The organism is Paenibacillus sp. FSL K6-0108 (assembly GCF_045040695.1).
GTDB lineage: Bacteria > Bacillota > Bacilli > Paenibacillales > Paenibacillaceae > Paenibacillus > Paenibacillus pabuli_B.
Genome location: NZ_CP150288.1, coordinates 978179 through 996741 on the forward strand (window position 1 = coordinate 978179; position 18563 = coordinate 996741).

At 46.8% G+C, this 18563-nt stretch carries 19 protein-coding genes; 14 read left to right on the top strand and 5 right to left on the bottom strand.

Annotated features, from left to right (window positions below; all coding sequences use genetic code 11):
* Positions 1 to 85 precede the first annotated feature (85 nt).
* The 10 genes from MHB49_RS04670 to MHB49_RS04715 all read left to right on the top strand — a co-directional run bounded on the left by MHB49_RS04670 (position 86) and on the right by MHB49_RS04715 (position 10874).
* Positions 86 to 1444 carry a radical SAM protein gene (locus MHB49_RS04670; protein ID WP_405155213.1) on the top strand — a complete coding sequence of 453 codons (1359 nt, stop codon included), beginning with the start codon at positions 86 to 88 and terminating at the stop codon, positions 1442 to 1444.
* Entirely contained in the window at positions 1416 to 1712 is a 297-nt protein-coding gene (locus MHB49_RS04675; RefSeq protein WP_405155214.1) for a PqqD family protein, read from the top strand. Before MHB49_RS04670 ends, MHB49_RS04675 begins: the two co-directional genes overlap by 29 nt.
* Positions 1682 to 2422, top strand: a complete 741-nt coding sequence (locus MHB49_RS04680) for a S24/S26 family peptidase (protein ID WP_405155215.1) — start codon at positions 1682 to 1684, stop codon at positions 2420 to 2422. Before MHB49_RS04675 ends, MHB49_RS04680 begins: the two co-directional genes overlap by 31 nt.
* Positions 2410 to 2652: an indolepyruvate ferredoxin oxidoreductase subunit alpha gene (locus MHB49_RS04685; protein WP_405155216.1), complete on the top strand. Its 243-nt coding sequence runs from the start codon at positions 2410 to 2412 to the stop codon at positions 2650 to 2652. Before MHB49_RS04680 ends, MHB49_RS04685 begins: the two co-directional genes overlap by 13 nt.
* Before the next feature lie 81 nt (positions 2653 to 2733).
* Positions 2734 to 4023: a hypothetical protein gene (locus MHB49_RS04690; protein ID WP_405155217.1), complete on the top strand. Its 1290-nt coding sequence runs from the start codon at positions 2734 to 2736 to the stop codon at positions 4021 to 4023.
* Entirely contained in the window at positions 4020 to 5792 is a 1773-nt protein-coding gene (locus MHB49_RS04695; protein ID WP_405155218.1) for an ATP-binding cassette domain-containing protein, read from the top strand. Before MHB49_RS04690 ends, MHB49_RS04695 begins: the two co-directional genes overlap by 4 nt.
* Positions 5792 to 7501 (top strand): ATP-binding cassette domain-containing protein, encoded by a 1710-nt coding sequence (locus MHB49_RS04700; RefSeq protein WP_405155219.1) that lies wholly within the window; start codon positions 5792 to 5794, stop codon positions 7499 to 7501. Before MHB49_RS04695 ends, MHB49_RS04700 begins: the two co-directional genes overlap by 1 nt.
* 22 nt (positions 7502 to 7523) lie before the next feature.
* Entirely contained in the window at positions 7524 to 8531 is a 1008-nt protein-coding gene (locus MHB49_RS04705) for a glycosyltransferase (protein WP_405155220.1), read from the top strand.
* Between the two features lie 79 nt (positions 8532 to 8610).
* Positions 8611 to 9948 (top strand): glycosyltransferase, encoded by a 1338-nt coding sequence (locus tag MHB49_RS04710; RefSeq protein ID WP_405155221.1) that lies wholly within the window; start codon positions 8611 to 8613, stop codon positions 9946 to 9948.
* A 218-nt stretch (positions 9949 to 10166) separates the two neighbouring features.
* Positions 10167 to 10874 (top strand): DNA alkylation repair protein, encoded by a 708-nt coding sequence (locus tag MHB49_RS04715; RefSeq protein ID WP_405155222.1) that lies wholly within the window; start codon positions 10167 to 10169, stop codon positions 10872 to 10874.
* Positions 10875 to 10925: 51 nt separating this feature from the next.
* On the opposite strand, the gene MHB49_RS04720 is transcribed toward MHB49_RS04715, so the two are convergent.
* The 5 genes from MHB49_RS04720 to MHB49_RS04740 all read right to left on the bottom strand — a co-directional run bounded on the left by MHB49_RS04720 (position 10926) and on the right by MHB49_RS04740 (position 13396).
* On the bottom strand, positions 10926 to 11006 hold the full coding sequence (locus tag MHB49_RS04720) for a putative holin-like toxin (RefSeq protein ID WP_405157043.1): 81 nt from the start codon (positions 11004 to 11006) through the stop codon (positions 10926 to 10928).
* Positions 11007 to 11212: 206 nt separating this feature from the next.
* Positions 11213 to 11458: a transposase gene (locus tag MHB49_RS04725; RefSeq protein WP_405155223.1), complete on the bottom strand. Its 246-nt coding sequence runs from the start codon at positions 11456 to 11458 to the stop codon at positions 11213 to 11215.
* Positions 11459 to 11625: 167 nt separating this feature from the next.
* Positions 11626 to 12300, bottom strand: a complete 675-nt coding sequence (locus MHB49_RS04730) for a hypothetical protein (RefSeq protein WP_405157044.1) — start codon at positions 12298 to 12300, stop codon at positions 11626 to 11628.
* Between the two features lie 10 nt (positions 12301 to 12310).
* Entirely contained in the window at positions 12311 to 12694 is a 384-nt protein-coding gene (locus tag MHB49_RS04735; RefSeq protein ID WP_405155224.1) for a hypothetical protein, read from the bottom strand.
* 135 nt (positions 12695 to 12829) lie between these two features.
* Positions 12830 to 13396, bottom strand: a complete 567-nt coding sequence (locus MHB49_RS04740; protein ID WP_405155225.1) for a TetR/AcrR family transcriptional regulator — start codon at positions 13394 to 13396, stop codon at positions 12830 to 12832.
* A gap of 201 nt (positions 13397 to 13597) precedes the next feature.
* Here MHB49_RS04740 and lpdA point away from each other — a divergent pair, with 201 nt between their 5' ends.
* The 4 genes from lpdA (at position 13598) to MHB49_RS04760 (ending at position 18387) form a co-directional block, all read left to right on the top strand.
* Positions 13598 to 14977: a dihydrolipoyl dehydrogenase gene (gene lpdA, locus MHB49_RS04745; protein WP_405155226.1), complete on the top strand. Its 1380-nt coding sequence runs from the start codon at positions 13598 to 13600 to the stop codon at positions 14975 to 14977.
* Between the two features lie 52 nt (positions 14978 to 15029).
* Positions 15030 to 15662, top strand: coding sequence for an HlyD family efflux transporter periplasmic adaptor subunit (locus MHB49_RS04750; RefSeq protein WP_405155227.1), 633 nt, complete (start codon positions 15030 to 15032; stop codon positions 15660 to 15662).
* Positions 15646 to 16818: an ABC transporter permease gene (locus MHB49_RS04755; RefSeq protein ID WP_405155228.1), complete on the top strand. Its 1173-nt coding sequence runs from the start codon at positions 15646 to 15648 to the stop codon at positions 16816 to 16818. The genes MHB49_RS04750 and MHB49_RS04755 overlap by 17 nt, the downstream gene beginning before the upstream one ends.
* A gap of 390 nt (positions 16819 to 17208) precedes the next feature.
* Positions 17209 to 18387, top strand: a complete 1179-nt coding sequence (locus MHB49_RS04760; RefSeq protein ID WP_405155229.1) for a DUF4317 domain-containing protein — start codon at positions 17209 to 17211, stop codon at positions 18385 to 18387.
* Positions 18388 to 18563: the final 176 nt, after the last annotated feature.

An 18563-nucleotide genomic window follows, 5' to 3' on the forward strand; every position in this document is an offset into this window, starting at 1 on the left:
ATCATCCTGCTAATCATTTATTCTTCATGAACGCAAGAAGAGGCCTGTTTACCGGCCTCTTATCTTAATCATTGGAGGCTTGTTCATGCAAATAGACGAACGGTTGCATATTCCACACGTCGCGGTGTATTACGAAGACGGAAACTATGTCGTACATAACGTTCAACTCAACTGTTGGGTTGTGTATTCACCAAGCGAATATGAGATTGCATCCGAATTGATATATGGTGGCAAGACCGTTTTTGAATTAATGGATTCGGGTTTGAACGCTCAGGATGTGAAGCGGGTCGCACGAAAGATGCTGATGTACCGTGTGGCTTATCAAGGAGAGAAACCTGAAGAATACAATGTTCTGGATATGGTGCAGAAGCAGGGAATGGGCAAAGTCGCACCTACCGCTGTCTATTTTGTAACAACCTACAAATGTAATCTGAATTGCATATATTGTTATGCGGATAGCAGCCCGGAGCGTTCGATGAATGGGGACATGGATACGGAAGAAGCCAAGGATATGATCAGGCAGATCAAGGATCTGGGGACCAGTACAATCGTGTTCACAGGCGGAGAGGCTTTTATCCGCAAGGATATTATGGAGCTCATGACCTACAGCAAGGAAATTGGGCTTTGTGTAAACGTTATCAGTAACGGAACGTTGATTACGAGCCGTGAAAAAGTCAATGAGATTGCCAAGGTAATTGATTTGTTCACCATCAGTTTTGATTCACTCGACAAAGAGGAGCATGAAGCGAACCGGGGCAAAAACACCTGGGACCGGGCACGTAAAGCGATCGATCTTATCCTTGAAGCAGGGATCAAGCTGAAAATCAACCAAACGGTGACCAAGCACAACCGGGATTCAATTGATCCTTTGCTGAAGTTTGCCACCGAGCGGTCTGTCCGCTTGAATATTGTACCACTTGCCACTTTGGGCCGTGGGGACGAGCGTATGCAAGGACTGAGCTTTGCCGAACGCCGCCGCATCGCGGACCGGATGCTGGATATTGAGATGGATGACGCCCATGAAGATTGCCACTCTCTGAATGTGAAGTTATTTGAGCGCAGAAGACATTGTGGCCATGGTACGAGTGAGTTTTCTATTGATGCCAAGGGCAATGTGTTCCCTTGCAAATTGATGCACTCCCCAATGTTCCACGCCGGATCGATTCGAGAGAAATCGCTCAGGGAAATATGGGAGAATTCCGAGGTGTTCGAGCGTTCGCGGAACAGGACCGTTCACACGCTGCCTGAGTGCATGAAGTGTACATTCCGCGAATCTTGTGGCGGTGGCTGTCGTGCTTTTCATTGGGGGGCAACTGGCGATGTGGATGGAACGTTTTCACAGGATTGCTCAGGTATCCGCCGCGGAATCCGCAGAAAAATGGTCGCTTATTTCAAAATGGCAGGAGGTAAAACGAATGAACCTGTGGTTTCAAATAGCCGATGACGTGTTTTTTGATGAAAATGTGGAAGGGATCTTCATTCTTTCTGATTCTGGAGAAGTCTACGTTCTGGAGGATGATGTTAGTAAAGCCGTATGGAACATGCTTGTGGAATCATCACAATCGCTTGACGATATGTGCCAGCATATCAAGCAGAAGTTCAATATCGGTGAGGATGACCATGTCGAAAACGATATCCGGGATTTCGTAACGGCATTATCCAAAATAGGAGTTCTGAAAGAATGCATGGTACCCGCAGACAGGATTTCCTGATCCGTGCATTGCAGCACGGGAAGCCGATCTCCATATTGATCGAAGGCAACTGCATGCATCCCCTGCTTGTTCATGGACAGCGTACCTCTGTATATCCCCCGGACGAGATCAAAGAAGGCGATGTGGTATTGGTTCGTGATCAGGTGAACCGAATTTTGGCTCATCGTATCCTCAGCCTTGAGCATGACTGCGTGATTACTTCAGGTGACCGCAATCACATATCGGATACTCCCTTTCACCGATGTGATATTTTGGGGAAGTTGGATATCCCGGAAGATCAGCAGCCGTATCGAAATCAGCCGGATTCCCCATTGCCATTATCTGAATTAAAAGTGGTGGTGCATCCTGATGCGCTTGATATAACAACTGCTGAAGCGCTGTCTCATGCTTTTGCTGTGGATATTATTATTGAAGAAAATCCGGTCAGTCTGCTGATGAACTTGCGGGAGACGGGATGGACTTCCATTGCCATTCATGCCGGTGCGAGACAGCATATATCTGAACTGCCGCACACTGCCGGCAAGGTGGTTGTGTTTGTTGGCTATGATGTCGCCAGAGAAACGGATGCACCTAGTGGCATCATTGGTTTGAGTGATGCGAGTTTCGTGGCAAGAACAGCCACCAAGTATTGGGATAACTTAAAAGCAGATGTGAATGTAGCGGCGATAATAGGTTTTCATATGAGGAGGACAACTGTATGTCATGGGTAATCACTGCCACATGCGAAGGAGAGCGTTTGGCCAAATGTATTGTAGCCTGTCCCGAGGAAGCGATCCAGACCTCCCCGGACGCCAAGCAATATTTTATTAATCCGTCCAAATGCACCGATTGCGGGTTATGTGATCTGGCTTGTCCTGTGGCAGCCATTTTCCCCGAAAGTGCCGTGCCAAAGCAGTGGAAACACAGTATTGAAGAGAATCGTTTGTTTTTTTTCGCGTAGACATGACCTGCATGTGTCAGCGCAAGTGGGATGAGGCTTGCGTTGGCATGTAATATCTGGTAGGAAGGGAAGCCGGAATGTATGCCGACACTTCATGTACGGGTTGGGCGATATCCGCTGCTATTGGAACTTTGCAGAGCGATTAATGAGTTAAGGCAAGACCAATTATGGACTGTTCCTGAAGAACGAAATTATCCGCCAGCGCTATTAAATCTAATTCGTAATCGGGGACTTCGTTCCAATGTTTATCGATACTGGGGCAGCATGTTTTTGAGAGATATGCTGGCTATAGAGAATGGGCCGGAAGTGAAATTGTTGAAACGCATATTAAGTGCATCTGTCGAAAACATGGATTTTGGCGTTATGGCTGAATATGAAAACCATTTGGCAACCCAATGTGAAGCCATTAAGGAATACATCGCTCCTCTGATCCAGAACTTCGGCATTGCCGAGGTTGTTGAGCTGAAGCTTTACCCGCTATCGACTATGCCGCCTCCGCAAATTGGGCGATTCGGAGCCAGCCTGAGCAAAGCGACATCTACATCCGTACATTTGGCTTTTGGATCACCACCGCTTCATTTATGGAATCAGTTTAATCTGACCGAGTCTTTTTTCGCCAGAGGTGGCATTCATTATCTCGTCAAAGAGTGGCTGTATGCACATGCCGGTGAATATGGAGAAATAAAGGAAGGGTTGAAGCCACATCTGATCAACCTGGTATCGGTAGCCATTCTTATTGAAGTAGATCATTTTTTCAGTACCAACCTGGATTTCGTGTTTCATGGAGAAGATCGATTGATCTATCGCTGGGCGCTTTCGCAATATACCGGTAAAGTAGGGTTTGGTGACCATCTGATTCAATATATAGATCATCTCAATACCAACTGGCCGCCACCAAATCTGGAAGAGACTCAGCAAGAAACACCTTTGACGGTAGTACATACCATTCAAATGAAGTCCCGTGTCTCCATTCAGGACCCGTTCGCTTTACTGGCGAATACGCGGTGGATTGGAGATTATTATGATATCGTCGATGCGGACATGGGAAGCGAACGAAACGAAGCAAAGCCATTTCTGGTTTTGCCGTGGAATTCCGCCAAGGCTGACGAAATCTGTACCCGGCATCGTATGCGGAAAAGACATGATGGTGCTGTAGTGGACTATGAACACATGACAGCTCTGGAACAATTTGATACAACGAAGACGCTCTGTCTGCTCATTGATCGTGAGCCCGGAGAATCATGGCGATTTGTCATGTTATGTCCCTCTGTCCGCTCTGATACGGGCTATTTTATCGAGACATCTGATTTGTCACAGATTCATACACCGATCGCCTTCGTAGATTCTGCCTCGGGAAGGAGAATATTATGAGCCGTATTCATACCGGATTTGTCCAAATATGGATGATTATCCGGGCAGGGGATCGGGCCATCTGGATATTACTATCCCTAATTCTTGCACTCGGGATATGGCCTGGTTTTATGGTATGGGCGATCAAGCATTCAGTAAATCAATTGGCTAATGGTGACCGCAACGCTTCATTAGCTTACATAGGAATTATTGCAGGAGCAGGCACGATTGCCATTTTGTTGAACGTTGTGCAGCCCTATTTTTTGAGAAGAGTGAAAGACCATGTCTATCATAATTTGTCTACTCGTTTGTTTGATTCCGTGAATCGCAGAACAGAGAACGAAATGCTTCACGCAGCAACTCGGAATCGGATTTCAAGCACATCGGAATCAGTCAGTTCCATCTATCATGGAGGGTTGGACGGTCTGTCGGCACTGCTTCAGGTTATCGTGACGGGGTTTTCCTTAACGTGGATTTTGCTCGAAGTTGCTTGGTGGGCACCAATTCTGATCCTCGCCGGAACAGCACTTAATGTGCTGCTGATGAAAAAAGCAGCAATGTCAGAGTCCAATTTTCTTCAGGACATCTCGGAAATATCGAGGCTCGAAGGCGCGTTTCTGGATATGTTAACGACGTTTAGATCCGCCAAAGAAATGCGTGTTTTTGGTATAGCAGGCTGGATGAAGGACAAGTGGCAAACAGAGGAGAGAAGAATTGCACGATTAACGATGAGGCAAACGATCCGGGCTGGATGTTACAAGCTGATGGGTCAGCTCGGCAGCGGCGTAGTCACATCGGCTGTTCTGCTAGTAGGATTATGGAAGCTTTGGCGAGGTACCTTGAATCCCGGAGAAGTCGCGGCGTTACTCATTGGAGGTTTGCATCTTGAACAACTGCTCAGCATGGTTCTAAGTCAGGGCAAGCACTGGCTTGGTCGGAAGTTGTTTTTGGCCGAACTTATCCAGCAGCCACATGAAGAGCAAGCGAAAACAGATACAGACACAGATACAACCAACTGTCATGAAGAGCATACGTTAGCCCCCCATGCGTTATCTGTCCACCAATTAATGTTTAGTTATGACGGGAGCCGCAATGTATTAAACAATGTCAATTTCGATATTCCTCACGGTTCCAAGGTGGCTGTTGTAGGTGCTAACGGTTCAGGCAAAAGCACATTAATGCTCATCCTCGCCGGACTATTGAAGCCGGATCATGGTTCAGTCAAGGCAGAAGAGGTAGGTGGTTTTTGTCTGCAGGACTATGGACGTTATAAACTATCCGTTGCTGAAAACGTTTATCTGGGCGACATCACCCGGAAGGAGCAGACAAATGACATTACCGAAGTGCTAAAGCTGACCAATGCTCATTTCGTAGAACAACTGCCTCAAGGGCAACGTACAGAGCTATGGCCAGAGGTCGGTGGATCGGATCTGTCGGAGGGGCAGTGGCAGAGGCTGGCGTTAGCAAGAAGCATGTTCAGAGCGATCTACCGTGTTGGATCTGTCATTATTATGGATGAGCCCACGTCAAAATTGGACCCCAGCAATGAATTAAGCATTCTGGAATCCATTATTAACAGACTGCAGGGTTATACGGTGCTGTTTGTCGTTCACCGTCTGGTGGGCTGCGTTTTTGCCGATACGGTTCTCATGCTGGATGAGGGCGAGATCAGGGATTTCGGCACTCATGAGAGACTGTTGGAGACATGCGAGCCTTATCAAGCGATGTGGAGAGCTTCTTCCTCCTTTATTGAAGCGCCGAAGGAAGAGGGAGAAGGGGGCGTTGCCTAATGTGGCTGATTCGTGTGAAAAACAAGCGAAAGATTATTCCATGGATGCTGTTCGCTTTGACCGTGACATTATTTACAGGTATTTTGCCCGCACTGCGGATTTTCCTGTTCGGCTATGCGGTCCAGCAGGTTATTTCCGGTGTTAGCATGGACCAGATGATCATGCTGATGGCCTGGTTCGCAGCGGCGACTATTGGAGAGAAGGTTATGGACTCGTTATATGGTGTAGCGTTGGAGGGGCTGCGTATTCATATAGGGAGATCCGCCAAAGAGCTGTATGTCGAGCGTTATAATGAAGTACCATATCAACAACTATTAAATCCATCGTTCTCTGAATCGGCTGAGAAGGCTGCCAACGGCTTGGACCGGGGGCACCGAATTCTTACACTTGGCCTGGATGTACTCAGTGCAGGAGTCATGCTGATCAGTTTGGGCACCGCTTTATGGTTTGTCACAAAGATCGGGTGTGTGGTGATGATCGTGACCTTTGCTTTTGTTGTGTTTAAACAATACAAGCTTGGCCGTCAGATGTTTAACGTTGAGAATCAGCTATCGGGTCAGCGTATCCGTGAAAGTTATTATCGAAGCACAATTATGGATTTTCAACTGGGCAAAGAACGCAAGCTGTTTGGCTATTCGCCCTATATCGTGAACCTCTGGAGGAACACATTTACCGAGATCAGCAAAACCAATCAATCCTTTCTCCTTACCTCCCAAAAAACAACCGGACTGATGCAGATTGGTCAGCTTCTTCTGATTTCAGTGGCCTACATGGTGTCGATTCTGACAGCCAGTTCCTCCATCGGCGGTTTGATCATTGCTTTTCAACTAATCGATGAATTGCTTGGCAAAGCCAATGCTTTTGTGCTTGAGCTTCGGCTGTTTACCAGCGAGCTGCTCGTTGCATCCAATCTCACCCGGTTTCTTTCTGCCGATACACCGGACCGAGTCGAAGCTTCAACAAAGCAAGCTGACAGAGAAATTATATTATCCGAAGTCAGCTTCACCTATCCGAATAGCGATAAACCGGTGCTTACCGATGTGAATATGCATTTGCAAACAGGGGAGCTTGTCGGATTGGTGGGTGAGAACGGGGCCGGGAAAACCACGCTATGCAATATAATATGCGGTCTGCTTGAGCCAACTGAAGGCGAAGTATGGGTTGATGGAGAGCTAAGCCTGCACAAAGACCGATTACAATCGATTTCTGTTGCTTACGCCGACTTTGCCAGATTTCCATTGACCGTTCATCAGAACATCGGACTGAATCGTGAATGGAGCGATACTGCACAGCTGCTTGCACAAGACATTATTGAGCGAAGTGGAGATAAACGGCTGGGGGCAGGTTATTCAGACGGAACGGAACTATCGGGAGGACAGTGGCAGCGTGTGGCAGTTGCTCGGGCGATGGCGAACACCAGAACCATGCTGGTACTGGATGAGCCTACGGCTGCCATGGACCCGGTGATGGAAGAGAGTGTTGTCAGAAACATTAAACAATTTGTGGATCAGGGGAAAGCAGCTCTTCTGATTGCCCACCGAGTCAGCACAGTTATGCACTGTGACAAGGTCTATGTCATGGCGGACGGACAAATTGTTCAGGAGGGAGACCCCTTGCAATTGCTGGAGGAGGATGGCGTGTTTCGTGAAATGTACGGGGCGCAGGTTGCCTTGTTACGCAAGCAGGGGAGTGTGGCATCCGTCGGGTGAAGTCAGGAAAGGGGAATTACCTATGAAAATATTATTCATCTCGCGGGGAAACGGGTTCGGGCATGCGAAGCGAGATTTGCTCGTTGCCGAACGACTTATACAGTTGAATCACGAGGTCATTATTGCATCCTATTCCTCCGGGCTCCAATATTTGCGAAGGGTATATTCGGGTGATTTGATCGATCTGGAGCTTCCTTCAGCCGGCAGCAGTGCCGAGCGATTGTTTAAGCTGCTTGACTTGATACGCCGTACACAACCGGATGGCATTGTTGTTGATGAAGAGCTTCTTGTACTTCCAATGGCCAGAAGTCTGGGAATTCCAACCTGCTTCATTACCAACTGGCTGGAAGATGATCGGGAAACGCTAGGTTTTCTGCAGATGGCTGATCAAATCGCCATCGTGGATATACAAGAGAGCTGGATGTTCCCGATACCAGTCTCGATTCAGGATAAGATCCGATTTGTAGGCCCGGTGGTCGAAGTACCGGAAGCGACCGGAATCAAGGAGAAGAAGATTATCATTACGTCAGGCTCGGCGACCATTGTGGACGTTCCCTTTTTCACGAAAACCATAGCGGCGTTAAAGGACGAACAAGCGTATGTCAAGGTCGTGTACAGCGGAACACTAACGAAATCGTTGCAACGTTTGGAGGATGAGACAACAAGATTTGTAACAGATCCTGGCTCCTTTTTGGACGAAGTAAGAAACAGCTCGTTGGTTGTGTGTCGAGGCGGGCATACGACATTATGGGAGTTAGCGTCGTTGGGTATCCCTGCCATTGCTATCCCGCGGAAAGAAGAAGTAAACCCGAGCAATATCGTATACGCCAAACAGATGGGTGCGAGAGGTTACATTCGTTGGCTTCAGGAAGCCGATATGGATAGTAGCTTGATTGCCTCATATGCAAACGGAATTCTGAGTGGTCAGGATCAGCTCCAAACGTATGCTTATGATGGGACCGCAGTGGATCATCTGATCTCCTGTGTTCTGGAAAGCTTTTCACTCCACAATGAGGAAAAGCCGTTATAAACGTGATCGTCATGATACCAGAGCCTAAGTGAGTACGATGATTAAGGAAAGAATCAGGTTCAGTAAGGGGGTATGCTGCATGGGAATGGGAGTCACCGTCATAATTCCTACATATAATCGGTCGGATTTACTGGAGCGCACCTTGGTCTGTTTGAAGCATCAGGAGGCGGATAATTCCTTGTTTGAAGTGATTGTCTGTGATGATGGCTCAAGTGATGATACGAAAGAGGTTGCCTGTTCTTTTGAATCGTATCTGGATCTGAGATATTGTTATCAGAAGGATCTGGGATTCCGGGCAGGAACTGCGCGCAATATGGGACTTCACCTGGCCCAACATGAGATATGTGTGTATTTGGATACGGGGGTGCTGATCGGTGCCGACCTCATTCTCAACATTATCCATTTTCATAATCAGCACGAAGGTACTATAGGATTAGGAACGGTTCATGGCATGAATCAAAAGGATGATCAAGATCCAATCGCCAAATATCTGCAATCTATTGCATTATTGGAACATCCGGAGGCGTGCTTGCGTAATCCGATCTTAAAAGCTTATCCCGATTCCAGACAAACGCAGTTCGACTTTTATGAAAATGATCTCGATCGAAGCTCCGCTCCGTGGTCGTTTTTTTGGACCAGCATGGTTTCGGTGGAAACCTGTGTACTGAGAGAAATTGGTGGATTTGATGAGTCCTTTCACGGCTGGGGGCACGAAGATCTGGAGTTGGGTTACCGGCTCTGGAAAGCAGGTGTGCATTTCCGTGCTGACCCTACACTCCGTGCACTCCATTTGCCTCATGAGCAGTTTAATCCCGTGCAGATGACGAGCCGGAAGAACCATTTGCACTTTGTCCGACTGCATCAGGAGCTTCCTGTTGAGCTGTCTTATGTTAACGAGAATTTTATTTACGAAATGCTTCTTGGACAGTTCGAGGTTGCGGATCAATATCTGCCGCAAGATTATGAACATATTGAACAAGGCATCCTTCGTTCGAATGAAGAAGGCAGACGATTGGCGGTGGGATACGTATCCCCGCAGTTTGTCACCAGATTAAACATCACAGATGTATTTGCGTGTAATCAGCATAACGCAGAGGTTATTCGTGCGCAGAGACCCTCCGTTCATACTGCTTTTAAGGCGGGGTTCGTTAATTTCTGTGAAGATGATTATTATCAAACGGTGATTATTACAGATGCGTGGAAAGTCATACCGATTACGCTGTTGATCGTTCTTCTGGATGAAATGCTCCGGATCGCCAAGCGAGTCTATCTTCTGGATACGGAGGGTTTACATCTTGAAACGCTACCTATTGTCGGGGAACAGTTGCCCGCTGGATTTCATGCGGAACCTATAGGACACAGAGAAAAGACTCATGTTTACGGCATATCCCGTCAGGACATGCATTCGCCAGTATGATCTATTTGGAAAACAGCCACAAGTCGCAGGTCGTCTTTATAAGCAAGCGCTTGAACCGAAAGATCCCTTATTGGGATTAAAATGGCAGTATCTCATTCCAAATGCCCGCTTTCTGGCAGCTGAAAGCGGGTTTACCTTTGCCAGCGAAAAGCTTGCTTGTGTCTAGTGAAGAGTAGAGATACAATCAGTGGATCAAGGAGAAAAAGGAGTTTTACACAATGAATTTGGAAGAGGTTATGCAAGAGCTTGAATCGCTTGGGAAAGAACGAACGAAGAAAATATATATGTCCAACGGCGCGCATGAACCACTTTTTGGGGTGGCAACCGGAGCGATGAAACCAATCGCAAAGAAAATAAAAAAGGATCAACCTTTGGCTGAGCAGCTTTACGCTACAGGGAACTATGATGCCATGTACTTTGCTGGCGTGATTGCCGATCCCAAAGTGATGACGGAAGCGGATTTTGATCGTTGGATTGATGCTGCATACTTTTATATGATCTCTGACTTCATCGTTGCCGTCACACTGTCGGAGACGGATATTGCCCAAGCCGTGTCGGACAAGTGGATTGCGAGCGGGGATGAACTTAAGATGTCCGCAGGCTGGAGCTGTTATTGCTGGTTGCTCGGCAGCAGGCCGGATAACGAATTCTCCGAAACTAAGCTGAATGATATGCTTCAACAGGTAGAACAGACCATTCACGAATCTCCGGAACGAACGAAATATTCGATGAACAACTTCCTGTACACCGTCGCGACATCCTATCAGCCATTGCACGATCAGGCAGTGGAGACAGCCCAGGCCGTGGGACCTGTTGAAGTCAACAAGGACAAGCCGAAGAGCAAGTTTCTGCATGCTTCCGAAAATATTCAAAAGGCAGTGGAAAAAGGGCGAACGGGGTTCAAGCGTAAATATGTAAGATGCTAAGCTGAGCAGGATACCGACTAAATAGACCGCATCCCTCAGCCAGAGGGCGGTCTATTTGTCTTTATTGGACAGCAGCGCTACAATCAGCAAATCGAAGGTAATCATTAGCATAATTGCTTCAAATACTGTCACAAGGCATCACCTCCCTTCCGGAGATTAGCCGACCGTTCATAGAAGTCTTTCCATTGCTCTGTGAGCTACCATAGTAGTAAAAAAAGATAACACTCCTTAACGAGTAGTTCCAACACATGGGTGAACACGGTTTCTAGCACATCTTTTATTCGATCGGAACGGAAGCGGTTGATGGTAAGGAAATCCGGTTGCTGCCGCGCAACGAGCTACATAAACATGATATTTTCGCGGACAGTCTTGGTGATTTGGCGGGAAGAGTAGATGCGCTGCGTGTAGACGTAGATGATGATTTTAGTGAGAATTTTGGGATGATAACTATGGCAGCTATCGCCAGGGTACGCGGCGCCGAAAATCGAATTGCTGAGCCGATCGACAGCGTGGTTTACGACACGAACGAGGTGGCTTTCGGGGATGTCTGTCTCCAAATCCATTGGCAAGAAAAGTTGATTCATGGTATTTTGAACAAAGAAACAGTCTCCTTTCAAATGGTGGGTCGCACTTCCATTTTACCAAGGAACGGTTTTTTTTTGTTTTATAATTTGGAAAACGAGGCTGTCTCTAGCCATTTTTTTGACTTATGAGACAGCCTCTTAATTAGCAGGTAATTTGAGCAGCCACCTTAGTGCACTCTTCTCCTCGTAAAAAGCCACCCGCTAGCTACAAAAACGGTATAAAGCAAGAAGTTGAATCCGACGCCTAGCAAGAGCGAATCGTTGATTAGAAGCGTTTTGAAAAAGGAGGCGACATGAATCCGCAGCGAAGGAATCGCCGTACCGATCGGGATGGCCGTAATGATCAGCGCGGACAACAGCCAGCCGACAGGGTTGGAATACCCCGAAATCAGCATGCTTAGGAGCGCCATGACCATCAGGTAAAAGGCCGTCTGATAAAGGAATGAACCGGCAAAGCCAAAGTCGTTCCGATGAAAGGCGTTGATTAAATCAACGGTGTTATCATAATTGTGAAATACTTGCATTTGCAGCACGTTCCATATGGAGTTGATCAAAGCAACGGCTGCCGCCCAGACGGCAAAGACGGTATGCAGCCCCTTGAAATATTGCTGTCGGCTAGCGCCCAAATGAACGATCCGTTTGTAATAACTAAGCGGCAGCGCGATGGCCATCAGCGGCAAAAGGATAATTATCATGTTCCCCTCTGAAAGGCTGGATATTTCGCTGGTGTCTGTAAAATAAGTAACAATGAGTTCAGCAATTATGCCAAGCACGATAATCATCAGGACGAACCAGATGTACATTTTTAATTGCCTATAAGTTGCCTTTAAATGAACGGTCACTCCCCCCAATTTAGAGACCCCCTTCAATCAAATACAAGAATAGCTTTTGAAGACTCAACGATTCGATCGAAATGTCCTGCTTGAGAGCTTGCCGCATGTCCTTGTCTTCCAGCTTTTCATAAATTGCCGCAAGCGTACCTCGTCCATAGGCCTCGTGGTATAAAACTCGCTTGCCGGTTGTAAACAAAGCTACGGCCTCCGAATTTCCCCGAATGAGATAAGCGGACATGCGTATTTGCTCCATATCATCCTGCAGCAGGAGGGAGCCTGATTCAAGGATGCAGACTTTTTCCGCAACCGGCGCAATTTCATCAATCAGATGCGTGGATAGCAGAATCGTGCGAGGATGATTGGCGTAATCCTCCATCAGCGTCCTGTAGAACCGTTCTCTCATCAAAACATCCAGCCCCAGCACCGGCTCATCGTATAAGGTGAGCGGCGCCCGACTGGCAAGGCCGACAATATTTTATAAACACAAAAACACGCCACTTATTGGCGTGTTTTTGTGTTTGGTTGCTGGATATTATGACTAAGTCATAACCATTTCTTTGGCTTGCAGTCTGCCCGCAGCGAGAAAGCTGTCGCTTAGTTCAGGATCACTAACTGAGCGCGCAAGAACAAGCGAGCCAACCATGGTACTGAACAGCGCACGACCTTTGGACACATCCATATCTGCCAGGTTGGAGATAAAAGCAATCATCCGCTCCAGTTCATGTGTGAACACCTGCCGAACCTCTTCGGAGGAGCGAGAGATTTCGCCGGAAAGGGCAGGGAAAATGCAGCTCATTTCCGTTTTGTCGCGGTGATAGGGACTGAGATAATAATCGATGACTGTATTAATTTTGGGATTCTGCTCTTCCTGATCAGCGACCTTTTGCAGAAGTGCGATGGTATCGCTGATGGCATATTCGCAGGCTTCGGCGACCAGTTGTTCTTTGTTGTCAAAGTGTGAATAAAACCCTCCATGAGTCAACCCGGCTCCCTTCATAATAAACGGGACACTGACGTCCTGGATACCATTGGTGCGAAAAGCTCGAGCGGCACTCTCGACAATTTTACCTCGTACTTTTATTTTATGGCCTTTGGGATAGGGCATTGTCATTCACTCCATAGTTTCGTCATTCTGCTTTTCAAAATATTATAATCATCATAATTAAGCCTGTCAATTTGGCGACGGAATATCTGTTACTTTACAAAAGGGCCAAATAACGGTTGTTGACGGTGTTAAAATATGATGGTTATAATATATTACGATCATCATATTTTAAATAGGCTTCAAATCGGGAGGAATCAGGATATGAGTAAACTTGAATCTGTAGATACGTTAGTTATTGGATCAGGTCCGGGAGGATATGTGGCGGCGCTTCGTTCTTCACAACTGGGGATGAAGACCGCAATCGTCGAACGTCAACAGCTCGGCGGGGTTTGCACGCATGTGGGTTGCATACCATCCAAAGCATTAATTGCGGAATCACATCGCTATGATTTGTTCAGACAGTTCAATCAAGCTGACGCTGCAGCGACATTTAAGATTGCACAGGATTTCAAGCAGGGAGTTGTGAATAAACAGGCAGGTGGCGTCCGCTATTTGTTAAAAACTGCGGGAGTGACCATTCTCGAAGGCGAGGCTAGTCTGGTGTATGAGCACACAGCGATGATCCAGCAGACTGGACAGGAGCAAAGCATTTCTTTTAAAAACCTTATACTGGCAACAGGGTCTCGTCCGATTGAACTGCCTGCATTTCCGGTTGGAGGTCGGATCCTGTCTTCCACAGAAGCACTGTCTCTGCAGGAGGTTCCGAGTAGTCTGATTGTGATTGGTGGAGGTTATATTGGTGTGGAGCTTGGACAGATGTATGCCAAATTTGGAACAAAGGTGACGATTCTGGAGGGAGGAGCACAAGTATTGCCCGGATTCGAGGCGGAACTTGCAGCCCCTGTAGTCAAACAATTGAAGGCGGACGGCATCCACATCGTAACCGGAGCGATTGCTGAAAAGGCGGAGCAGAATGCGGACTCCATTACACTGCATTATTCGAAAAATCAGGAGCAGCACCAGGTTACGGCTGAATACGTATTGGTCACGATCGGCAGAAAACCCAATACTGACGGTCAGTTAGGACTGGAACGCATAGGTTTGCCCGTAACGAACAGGGGACTGGTGGAGACGGATGAACAGTGCAGAACGGTTATTCCTCACATTTATGCCATTGGGGATATTAGGGTCGGTCCTGCGCTGGCTCACAAGGCATCTTATGAAGCCAAAGTAGCAGCAGAGGCCATTGCGGGCCTCACCTCCAAAGTGGATTACAAGGTGATTCCGCTTGTCGTGTTCTCTAATCCGGAGCTATCAAGTGTTGGAGTAAGTGAGACGGAAGCCAAAGCTCAGGCCATTCCAGTGGTTATCGGAAAATCTTCTTTTGGGATCAACGGAAGAGCGTTGGCATTAAGGGAAACCGAAGGCTTTGTAAAAATAGTGGCTGACCCAACCTCTGGAATTGTCATTGGTGCGCAAATCGTTGGCGTGGAAGCATCCACCCTTATATCCGAGCTCGCACTTGCGATCGAGATGGGGGCAACCGTGGAGGATCTGGCCATGACGATTCACCCTCATCCCACATTGGGAGAAGTAATCATGGAGGCTGCCGAGAACGCGGTCAACAAGATGAGAAAGTAAAAGCAACAGCATTTAACCATATACGAGGATTGGGAATGGGAGAGATAGAAGAATGAAGATAAAAGCAGGTTTGTATATCGGAATTGCGCTGGTGCTCATTGTTGGAGGTTCACTTCTGGCTGTGAAAGGGAAGGATGCGGTAAGTCAGGCTGAGAGCAGGAAACAAGGCATACTTGAGGCAGAACAAACGACTTTATTCTATCAGAATAGTCCTGGGGCAATTGTAGAGGCGGGTGCTTCTGCAGGTGTCTCCGTGAAAGAGGGAGAGGTGCTTTTCAAAGTGAAATCCGCTGGGGAAGGAGATGTGGATGTACTCGCACCGTATGATGGTTTGGTTGACCGGGTTGCTGTAAAGCAGGGAGATCAAGTGCAAGCAGGAGTGCCGCTGGCGGTTCTGCAAAAGAATAATTACTATACGGACCTCTACATCCAGGAAAGTGAAGTTCAAAAGCTTGAAGTGAATCAAAGCATTGATGTTCATTTTCCGAATTTGGATCAGCCAACACAGGTCAGTGGGGTTGTTACGTCCATCTCATCTGCCCCGCAATTCGCGAGCTTGCGCATGTCACGGGAAAAAGGGCAAGCCGATCTAAGTATGTTTCTGGTCCGAATATCGATGGATTCGAATACTGATCTGCTTCCCGGGATGACAGCAGAGGTGAAACTTGATGAAATCACTGATTGACGAGTGGAAGTACGTATCGGGAAGTAAGTATGTTCGAATGATTTTTATCGGTCCACTTATTGCAGCCGTATTCTTTGGTTTAATGTTCTCGCACAATCAAATTAACAAATCGCCAGTTGTGGTCATTGATGAAGATCATAGTGAATATTCACGGCAGTTGATCTCCAAAATAAATGCCTCGCAATATATGAGCGTCAAAAGTGTATATCCGAGTCGAATGGATCCGGAAATATTGCTTGCCAATGAGCAGGCTGTAGCAGTCATTATGCTTCCCAATCAGTTGGGAGTACGTCAACAACAGGGAAAATCGACGAATGTCGGCATCTTGATGGATAACACGATGCCCTCTGGGCTAACCGGTATTCGTACCGCGATTCAAGAAATTATCCAGACGGAAAATATGACCCTTTCCATGACAAGTCTGATGCATAAAGGGATGGATGCCGAGACAGCAAAAGGAATCATGTCACCGTTATCGCTTCAGCAGCGGATGCTGTTTAACCCAACGACCAGTTATGTCGGTTTTATGGTGCTGGGATTTGTGAATATCATAGTATTGATGATTACGACAAGCGCAGCGGGATCGATTGCACCTCGACTTCGTCAGGAAGGGAAACTGTTTGCAAACGGTAAGTCACCTTTCCAGCTATGGATTCGGTCTGTACCCTACGCCTTGTTGAGTTCAATTTCGCTGCTCTTATCCTATGGATTGTTAAAGCAGGTGGGAGGCATGCGATTTGAAGCGGAGCCTTATCTTTTTATCATCCCACTGGTTATTTATGCCTTTGCCTTGTCACTTCTGGGTATGTTGATTGGGTACACCGCCAAAGACATATCCAAAGTCAGCCTACGAACCAGCTTTGTATTATATCCCTCCTTTCTGGCTACGGGAATTCAATTATCGCCGCTGGCGTTTCCAGAACCGTTCCAAATTATCGCATGGGCACTACCGATGAACTGGCTTAACCGCCTGATTCGTGGAATGGCTTTTCGGGAAGGAGCGCTTACAGCCTACAGTCAGGAGTTAGGGGCATTGCTGATTATTATTGGCGCAGCGTCCTTGTTCATGGGGTTACTGTATCTGCGTGAAACGAGGAAAGCTTCTCCCAGCAGTGAACTACTGTTGAATGCCGACGTGGTGCCGAGTGGAAGTTAATTGAAAAGAAAGCAGTGAAACGAGAATAGACGCACGGGAATCATTCCTGATGCGTCTTTTTATTTGGTTGCCGCAGATGACATATAAGGATAAAGGTCCTCTTATATAAGTTCAATTAAACATTTACACGATAACGGAGAGGACAGAAATAACCTGAAGAAGCGAAGCTACAAGCTTTCTGCAAGAAAGCTGCATCGGAAGCATAAGTTATCCCTGGATTTTTTACCATTTAAAAAAGAAATCAAAAAATCTGGGATAACAGCGATCGGAAGGTTGTACCGTCATCAGAGTACCAGTGGAAATATTCTTTAGTTGAACTTATATAGCGAAGGTTTTTTATATCGTTTATACTTGTAAGGCCAATTTACTTGAGGAGTTGTCTAACGAATCATGAATAAAAAAGAAGTAGCGCATATTCGCAAGCAATTTAAGATGGATCATGACCTCATGAATATTTACGATATTCTCAACGTGTATATTACGAAAGAAACGAACGAGATCTATCATTGGGAGCGCCATCCGTTTGAGCTGGTGGACAGAGAGAAGCAGGAACTGTACATGGGCAATTTCAAAAAATTGCTGACAGGCGAGTTGGATCAGAAATTGTTTGAGTTGAAGTTTCAAGAGCAGGCGGAAGAGCCGGCTCAGGTGATGCTTCACCAAGCACTGGTAACAGGAGATCCGGAAGAATGGCAGGACCTCATGCTCCTGTTGGTGGAACGAATGTTGGCAGATGCCAAGTATGAACGGGATATGGTGGCTACGTTCGTTCGTGGACAGTATTACTTGCCAACCAAGGCTCGTAACGATGAAGCGGAAGAAAGCGAGAAAAACGAAGTGTTCGCACATCCATTCATTCTGTGCAGCGTGAATTCCACGGAAAAGCAGCGGAAAACACTTTTGTTTGATTACGTGGAGAGAGAATTTAAGTACAACGTGATTGTCGATCCGGTAGTCAAATTAAGCACACCTGAGCAGGGTTTCCTGTACCCGAGTGTGACGGACAACTATTCCGATGTTAACCGTGTTCTATATTGTACAGGGAAATCGAATTTTCCAGATCCGCATTTTGTTGAAAATGTATTGAATGGAGAAAGATCCGTGACAGCACTGGAAGAACGGGCGATCTTCGAAGATATCGTGAAGGAAGTGGCCGGTGAACAGCTCGACTCAGCCACAATTGCACATGTGTACGAGGAGATCAACCGGGTCATCGAAATTAACGAAGAGTCACATGAGGAAGAACCACCGAAGCTCGATTATAAAGACCTGGAACGTGTGCTGACTGCAAGCGGTGTAGAGGATCTGACGTCGGAGAAAGTGGAACGTGCATTTGAAACCATCGTCGACAACAAGAATTATGAAATGAAAGCGACCAGTGTTATGCCGAAGTTTACGTCCAAGTCCATTAAGATTGAAACCAAAGTGGCTACGATTTCGGTTAGCCCGCAAGACCTGAGATATGTGAAACAGGTGAATTATCAAGGCAGACGCTGTATCATGATTGAAGTAGACGAAGATGTCGTGATTGAAGGGTTCACGCTAGCTTCAGAGACGCTTTTAAATTAACACGTTCAATTGCTGTACAACGATCAGGGATCTTACCAGAGAGAACATTAACGCAACAGGAGATGACTTTTGATTCAGAGGAATATACCTGGAAACGAACGCATTCTTTTACTTGCAAACGAGGACGGAAAAGAGAGATACAAGACCATTTTGATCAAAAACACGAGTCGCCTTAG